Raw genomic sequence first — 8,239 nt, 5'->3', positions numbered from 1 at the left:
GGTATTTTGTGTGCTAACTTAATTCTACCAAACGGTTACGTCCATGTCATTTTTATTGGACTTCTATGAATTTGCGAAAAATATTATACTTTATCGTGAGGTATATAGAATCAAAGATAATAAATGAAAAATATCATTAATAAATGAGTTAACTAGTTAATAAGCAATAAATATCTATCTTATTTCCTCAACCCCCTGTAAAAAAGGGGGTTATCTAATCTGGTAACTCAACTATTAATTTTCGCGACGGTTGATATGTTCCCGCAAACAACAAAAATAATGGTTTCCTGACATTGCCACATCCGGCAGATCGGACTCGAGAAAAGCTAAATGTCTGGAAACCCTTTATTTACAAGCTTTTCAGTTTTTTATTTCTCAACCTTTGACATCAATATCACGCACTCCACATGGCTTGAGCCGCTCGGATTGATGTCTTGGGCTTATTTTTTGAACCTTACGTTTACGGGAACATGTCAATGGGTTTTTCGGTCTTTTTTTCTGAAAACCGACGTTCAAGGAAACAAATCAATCTGTATATCATGGCTATACCATTCAATCTTATTAATTGTACTTACACAGCAGTAAATGCCGACCCTCTTTTCCCAGCTTGATGGTAATGGCAGTATTATGTATGTTCTTGAACTTTCAGACATAATATATTTCTTATTTGATAAATTGAATGGTTCCGTTATGATAAATAATCAGCAAAGTTAAATTCCCAAGGCTCTGCATATTTTTCAATCCACCCTTTATCTTTACCACCATTAGCTGAATACCCCGTTTCTAGTTTCCAATGTTCTCCGTCAGCATATTTAATTAACTTTATGTAATAATAAGGAGAAAGATATGGTGCAGACTCATTTTGAAAGACAATTCCAGCATCATTAAGCCTTGCAGCATAAACATAAATAACAGTACCATCGTTCTCATATTTGTAACAATCCGTCATGCGATAGTACTTTCCAAAGTAATCGGGGAGATAACTTGTGATCAACTCAACAGCACCTTCTAAAGTCATATCTTTCCCGGTAGAATCATACAAATTGATTTGAATCGTGCCAATATAGTCTTTATTTGTTGAGTGCTGGATTAGATACAGTATTGTTTTATCATCATGTATTGATTTGAGGTTTCTTTGCTTTTGTGCATGTTCACTTATTGTTGTAACCTCAATTCGGGAATCCCCAATATTTTTATAGAAATTAACAGCATCGGTATAATTATCATAAATTAAAGGATGATTAGGTAGAGTAAGTAATTCAATAATACTTTTATCAGTGACAGTAGGTTCATTCTCTTTTACATTCTCATTTTTGGGAACAGCAATCAAAATAACAATAAGCGAAATTATTGCCAAAACTACTGTAACACCGAGAATTTTAGCGACAGTCCAGAGGCAGCCATTTTTATTTAATTTTCTGATCTTTATTTTATTTATCATATTACGTACTTGATTACAAAGTTCAATTTCTTCTTGACTAATACCCCTTTCTAGTTCTGCGCGTTTTTCAAACAAATTACGTCCTTCATTATAAGCTTGTATACTGTAGTTAATAAATCCTGTTATGTAATTTAAAATAGCCGCATCTGTACCAATGTTTTTAGATGAACGGCCAGCTTTAATTACGAAACTAAAAGCATCGAGTATTTTTACTGCAGTTATTTTCTCTACGGCAAAATCAAAATTATCATCTTTTCCGATAAAAACAACACGCTTATTAGTAATAATGATATCACCATAATTGCAGTCCCTAACAGTTCCTCTTATTGGCTTTCCTCCATAGCCACCAGTTCGAAGGGAAACTCCTTTTGCAACACGCACACTTACACCGGCGGTTCTGCCTGTATAACCGGTTATCTGTGTTTTATCTTTAAACGTGTATGCTGGTGCTGCATATATAATGAATTCATCTGGTTGAGTGAAAAAACCAGAATAGTATATTTGCGGAAAACCAAACCCAAGCTCGTATGGAATAATATCCGCGTAAGGATTTATTCTGTGAGCAACTGCTATTTTCTTCAATTTTTCCTGTGTCAATTCAGTTGACATTTTAACCCTCCTTGTCATATTTCCTCTATTTGATAGGGAATTAGATTTCGGATTCTAGTTGCATGATAAATGACTCTTTTATTAATCAATCCCTTTATTCAATGCTGTTCATTATCTCTTTCATACTGTCAATTAAATAATCCGTTTCAGGATCTGATGCTTCGTTGTTTTCTAGTAAGCTGGTTATATAGGATTTAATAATATCTTTTGATTTTACAAAGCTGATGTTTCCAGGCAAATTGCTGAGTATCAATTGAGCGTCTATAAATGCGCCCATACTATTAATAACTTGATTCATTGATTTTTCTGCTTGTTCGATGTTCCCGTTTTTCATTGCTTCTTTTGCAGAAATACTAAGGCTACGGATGTCTTCTCCCCATATTGCATATCTTGATGGAGTTGCCTTGCAGTCTTCATCACATGAGTCAAAAATTGCTCTTTCTAGTCTGTCCATGCACATTCTTTCACTGTCGTGTTCTTTTACTCTTGTGATTACTACGGGAGCATTTCTGTTGTTAAAATTATAAAAGTTTATTACAGCCCGCATCAATGATTGTATTTGAGCCAATCTTTATCATCCCTTTCAGCTTAACAATAATAAAAATACCCTGTTCCGGTCTTTTATAGAAACCAGGCAGAGAACAGCAACACGTTTTTTAACTGTTTCATGCTACCACTCACTAGTTCACTTTTGCACCTTTGTCAATATAAATCGGTATCTTTAAAGTTTCTCCCGCTTTTATAAAGTTAGGTTCGGTAATGTTGTTAAGTTCCAGAACCTGTTTAGCATACCATTCATAATTCATTCTGTAATGTTCATTCATAAAGTACGGGTTGATAATATCAACCAGCGTATCTCCTGATTGAATGGTTACCTCACGTACCTCTTTAAGTTCCCATACATCGTCGGGACGGTTTGAAATATTTATACCGCTGGGTATGCCTACTTCATCAGGATCAAAGTATTCTTCGGGCGGTATTACCTTTTGCCCATTTTCAACGATATACCAAATGCCGGTAGTTTCATTAACATACCGTCCTGTCTGTTCGTCATAGGTATACCCTTCAAGTGGTTCAGGATTACTATCAGATATGATTTTTCCAGCAGCATCAATTATAAGTTTCCTACCATCCGGTAATATTTTTTCTCGTGTTTCTACCCCTCCACAGCCAGCAAGGATTATAATTACCAGTCCTATTACAAGTAGAACACTTATACGTTTCAACTATATCACCTCCAAGGCAAACTGCCGCAAAATATATCTTATTATGTAAAAATTGTTTAAACCCTCTTCTTGCATTCAGAATTAATAATACATTCGTTGCAATTAGGATTACTCGGCCTGCACCAGGTTCGCCCGATCTCCCAGCATGAAAAATCTATAATCCCAGGAAACTCAGGATTTAACTCTCTTGCCTTATAGATAATTGAATCTAAATCAGCGTTATTGTCAACCAAACCTGTCCGTCGCATTACTCTTAGAATATGCACATCTGGTGATATGTCAATTGAGTAATAATCAGAAAACGGGATCTTAAATTGTCTGGCAAGAATATTAGCCGCCATTGTGGCAATTTTTTTGCCGCTTCCTTTAAACTGCAAGAATTCATAAACCACTTTTGCGCTACTAGGGTTGTTGCTCCATATTCGCGAAGCATCCCCATTATACTTTACTTTAATATCCTGAACTGCAGAATAAAACACTTCTGCCATTGTATCGTTAAATCTATGCAAGACATTTCTATTAAAAATATTCTTGTACTCTTCAAGTGAAACGCTGGCTAAATCATCAATTTTAAAGCTTCCTATAATCTCCCTTATTCTAAAGGGAATTGACCACGCTCGCTCCGCTTTAATCTGCCTATCCATCAAGCAGGCTAAAACAAAAGCATGGGGCGTGTTTTCAATATCGTTAAGAAATTTATCTTGTTCTATGTCATTAACAAAAGGAATAAGATGTCTTTGTGAATCACTAAATCGTGCTTTTCCTATTGTTACAAGCAAATGTTCCGCCATATTATCACCTTTCCATAGCTTCTCCTCATGCTTAGCGCTATACTTTAATCTTTTAATTTGATACGGTTTCCCGGCAATGCTTCAAACATATCAGGGTAATGCCCGCACCTTGCCCTTATCTGTGTATATTCCGCCTTACTGCCATCCTTTTTTAAATACAGCCTACGCCTATATATCTCATCGGCAAGTTCAGCAGCATGCATCGTTTTGTTTTCTGCCTCTGATAAGACAATTTTCATAGCTTCATGAAGCGTAAAATTAGGCATTTCTTGCATGCCAATTCCTGTATCAGCTAAATTATTTTCATCGTATTTTAAGACTATATAAACCGGCTTATTATCTTTAAGCAGAACAACTTTTCCGTTTTTATCAACAACAGAGAATACATGGTCTATATTGGTTTTCAATGAATCAAAGGGAATTAAGCTATCTATTCTAATATCCATAATTCACCACCTCATTACAATTATACATGAAAAATATTTATTTGTCTATATATTTGTTTATACATTTGTATAAAAATAAAAACGCCGCCAATTAAGAAGGTTTCCTCCTCAACTGGCGGCAATCTTATTTTAATCCTATAGATTCACTTCTATTTCTAACCCAGACTTAAATTCAACCAATATCCTGTCATCATATACCGTTGCTTTTTCAACCAGTTTTCTGACCAGTTTATCATCAAACTCCGTAATATCACCGGTTTGCGTGTTAAGGAAGTCCGACATTTCAGCAATCCGATCCCTCTTATCTTGGCGAAGAGCGTTTCTTGAAAGTGTTTCTTGCCTTAAGTCCCGTAAGTGGTAAATCTCGTTGACAATATTATCGTATGCTTCCTTTGAATTTGCCTTTTGGATCAACTCGGTTTGGAGTTCTTCCAGCCTTTTATCAATATCTGCTGTACTCTCATCCAAATCCTCGCTTAATACGGTTTCAATATTCTTTTTCAGTATAGCCAGGAAAGAGTTTTTCCCGCTGACGGCTATATTGATAGCTTCTACAATCTTCTCTTTGAGAGTATCTTCAAGTATAGTGGAAGCGGTACAAAACAAACCGGTGTTTTCCAATCTGCTGACGCATCTCCATACGATTGATTTCTTTCCTCGGTTATTCCAATGAACCCTGCGGAATACTTCATGACACTTGCCGCAGAACACCATTTGGGATAAGGGATGATTATTGCTGTAGTTTCTCTTCTTTCCGTTCTTACTTATATGCACACATCTTCTGCGGACAAGCTCTTCCTGAACCTGCATATAAATTTCACGCGGGATTATGGGCTCATGGCTGTTTTCTACATAGTATTGAGGAACTATGCCGTTATTGGCCACCCTTTTCTTCGATAAAAAATCTACTGTATAGGTTTTCTGCAACAGCGCATCACCGATATATTTTTCATTCCTCAAAATCTTATTGATGGTGCTGGTATGCCATCTGTGATTGCCTGCACCTGTCAGAATTCCGTCAGCTTCCAGACCTCTTGCTATCTGTAGCATACTGGAACCTTCAAGATATTCTCTGTAAATGCGTTTGACGATCTCAGCTTCTTCAGGTACGATAACTAAATTGCCATCCTTATCCTTTGTATAGCCAAGAAACCGGTTGTGATTGATATGGATTTTTCCTTGCTGATATCGGTACTGAATACCCAGTTTTACATTCTGGCTTAACGATTGGCTTTCTTGCTGTGCCAAAGATGCCATAATGGTCAACAGGATTTCTCCTTTGGAATCCAATGTGTTTATATTTTCCTTTTCAAAGTAAACTGGAATATTTTTTTCTTTAAGCTGCCTTATGTACTTTAGGCAGTCCAGCGTATTTCTTGCAAAACGGCTGATAGATTTCGTAATTATCATATCGATTTTGCCCTGCATACATTCTTCTATCATCCGGTTAAACTCTTCACGCTTTTTCGTGTTGGTTCCAGTAATCCCTTCATCCGCAAATATGCCTGCTAACTCCCATTCGGGATTGCTTTTAATGTAGTTTGTGTAGTGCTCAATTTGCGCTTCATAACTGGTTGCCTGCTCTTCGCTGTCCGTAGAAACACGGCAATAGGCTGCCACCCGAAGCTTAGGCAATTCCTCGGCCTTTGCACTATTCCCAATTCGCTTACGAGCAGGAATTATCGTAACATTCCTGGTTGTCATCTAAAATCACCTCGCTCTTGATAAGACTATAAGCATACTCTGCCTGCTGAAATGGATCATCGTATAGATTATCTGGCATTGAAGCATGAAACCTAAAATTCAGGCATTTCTTTTCATTTCCTTTATGTTCATAAATCCTGCCAAGCGCCTCAGCTCGTCTGCGTCTTTCAAGTTGTGCTTTTTCGAATGTGTCCCTGCTGATAATTGGCGGATAAAATTTATCCTCAACATACCGTTTATCTGTCAGCATTCTTGCAATAGATGTATGGCAGCGCTTAATACCCGCGTTTTTGGCCGCTTCAGTTAAAGAAAGCCCGGAAAGATAAGCCCCAAACAGCTCCTTTATCTTAACCGCTTCCTTTTCGTTAACAACAGCCTTGCCGTTTTGAATGGTATATCCAAAAGGTATATGGCTCATCATTTCATCAACCTTTCCCTTAAGTTCAACCCGCATTTCATTTTGAAACCTATTTCCTCCTGTGAAAACACAATGATTTCTTCAATAAAGTTCTCAAATATATCGCTATCAAATGCATCAATCTGCTTTTCAGCCTTCGTTGCAAATTTAAAAAGCTTTTCAACCTCAAAGAGGATAGTCTGACTCCCATCGATTGTATGTTTTATGGCTTCTTTTTGTTCCTTTAATAAGGCCGCTTCTTTAAGCAGCTCATTTTTCTGTGTATTAAAAAGAGCGGGTTCCAGGTATCCCTTAGCCATAAGTCCCATGATTACCTGAACCCGTTCTGTATTTTCTTTGATTTTTATTTCCAGCTCTTGAATCTTCGCTATATTTTCTGAGTAATTTGTTTCCTTTAAACTTTGTAGCAATGGCCTTAGAATGAACTTATGTCCGAAAATAAGCTTATTCATCATAACAACAAAGGCCTGATGGATCCCATCCTCTCTGACAAATTTCATTGAACAAGCCGAAGCGTCTTTTATATGCTTTGTGCAGCACCAGGCAATGTATTTATGATTACCACTGCCATGAATTCGACGCTTAAAACTGCTGCCACATTCTGCGCATTTGATTTTCCCCGAGAAAGGGTAGCGGTTTTGATATTTACTGCTTCCCTTGATTACGCCTTTTTCTTTACCTCTTTGCTTCAATATTTCTTTGACGGCTTCAAATTCCTCATGGGATATAATGGCTTCATGATGATCTTTTATCATGTATTGATCTTTTTCCCCATGATTATAATGCCGCTTAAAATTCTCATCTGTATAGGTTTTTTGCAGAAGGACATCCCCAGTATATTTTTCATTGCTTAAAATGCCGCGGATAGTTGTCGCTGTCCAGTGTGAACCTCTCTTTGTTGGGATTTTATCCGAATTTAGCCCATCTGCAATTATCTGTGTGCCTTTACCGTCCAAAGCCTCGGAAAAAATCCGCTTTATGATTTCAGCCTGTTCTTTATTGATAAATAGCTTTCCATCCACATAATCGTAACCATAGGGAGGATACGAAATTTTGTATGTTCCGTTTTGGAACCTACGTCTGATAGACCACTTACTATTTTCTGCAATGGATAATGACTCGTTTTCTGCAAGACTGCTCAAAATTGTCAGCACCAATTCGCCTTCCATGCGCTGTGTGTTTATATTCTCTTTCTCGAAATAGATGAAAACACCGAGATCGGTAAGTTTTCTCACCATCTCAATACAGTCGGTTGTGTTTCTGGCAAATCTGCTGACCGACTTGGTTATAATAAAGTCAATTTTTTTGTTTTCGCAATCTGCAAGCAGTCTCAAAAGTCCAGTTCGGTTTTCCTTTTTTGTGCCTGATATGCCTTCATCATAATAAATCCCTGCAAATTCCCAATCAGGATTTGCTTTTATATAGGATTCATAATGGTCCTTTTGTGCTTCCAGGCTTGCCATTTGCTCATCACTGTCTGTTGAAACCCTGCAATAAGCCGCTACCCTCACCTTTGGCTTGAAAGCTTGGAGAGCATTGTTTCCATCAATCCTTGTTACCTTTCTCACTGTTTTCACCTCCTTTGGGCATGTGACATGTTACCT

8 protein-coding genes are annotated in these 8,239 nt (G+C 37.3%); all 8 read right to left on the bottom strand.

The window, feature by feature from the left end; all coding sequences use genetic code 11:
- Positions 1–688: 688 nt before the first annotated feature.
- A complete protein-coding gene (locus F3H12_RS05505; protein ID WP_103083271.1) occupies positions 689–2,050 on the bottom strand; it encodes a hypothetical protein in 1,362 nt (453 codons plus the stop codon).
- 94 nt (positions 2,051–2,144) lie between these two features.
- On the bottom strand, positions 2,145–2,618 hold the full coding sequence (locus F3H12_RS05500) for a hypothetical protein (protein WP_243133201.1): 474 nt from the start codon (positions 2,616–2,618) through the stop codon (positions 2,145–2,147).
- Between the two features lie 112 nt (positions 2,619–2,730).
- Entirely contained in the window at positions 2,731–3,276 is a 546-nt protein-coding gene (locus tag F3H12_RS05495; RefSeq protein ID WP_078683308.1) for a LysM peptidoglycan-binding domain-containing protein, read from the bottom strand.
- Between the two features lie 56 nt (positions 3,277–3,332).
- Positions 3,333–4,067 (bottom strand): endonuclease III domain-containing protein, encoded by a 735-nt coding sequence (locus F3H12_RS05490; protein ID WP_149678343.1) that lies wholly within the window; start codon positions 4,065–4,067, stop codon positions 3,333–3,335.
- A gap of 44 nt (positions 4,068–4,111) precedes the next feature.
- Entirely contained in the window at positions 4,112–4,513 is a 402-nt protein-coding gene (locus F3H12_RS05485) for a hypothetical protein (RefSeq protein WP_149678342.1), read from the bottom strand.
- A 135-nt stretch (positions 4,514–4,648) separates the two neighbouring features.
- Positions 4,649–6,217 (bottom strand): recombinase family protein, encoded by a 1,569-nt coding sequence (locus F3H12_RS05480; RefSeq protein ID WP_149678341.1) that lies wholly within the window; start codon positions 6,215–6,217, stop codon positions 4,649–4,651.
- Complete coding sequence (locus F3H12_RS05475; RefSeq protein ID WP_015051360.1) at positions 6,180–6,671, bottom strand: recombinase; 492 nt, start codon at positions 6,669–6,671, stop codon at positions 6,180–6,182. Before F3H12_RS05475 ends, F3H12_RS05480 begins: the two co-directional genes overlap by 38 nt.
- Positions 6,635–8,203, bottom strand: coding sequence for a recombinase family protein (locus F3H12_RS05470; RefSeq protein WP_149678340.1), 1,569 nt, complete (start codon positions 8,201–8,203; stop codon positions 6,635–6,637). The genes F3H12_RS05475 and F3H12_RS05470 overlap by 37 nt, the downstream gene beginning before the upstream one ends.
- Between the last annotated feature and the right edge of the window lie 36 nt (positions 8,204–8,239).

It is taken from the genome of Thermoclostridium caenicola (assembly GCF_900142095.1).
In the GTDB taxonomy this organism is placed as follows: Bacteria; Bacillota; Clostridia; order DSM-8532; family DSM-8532; genus Thermoclostridium_A; species Thermoclostridium_A caenicola.
The sequence above is the reverse complement of the archived record's forward strand: the minus strand, read 5'-3'. Positions and strand labels throughout refer to the sequence as shown.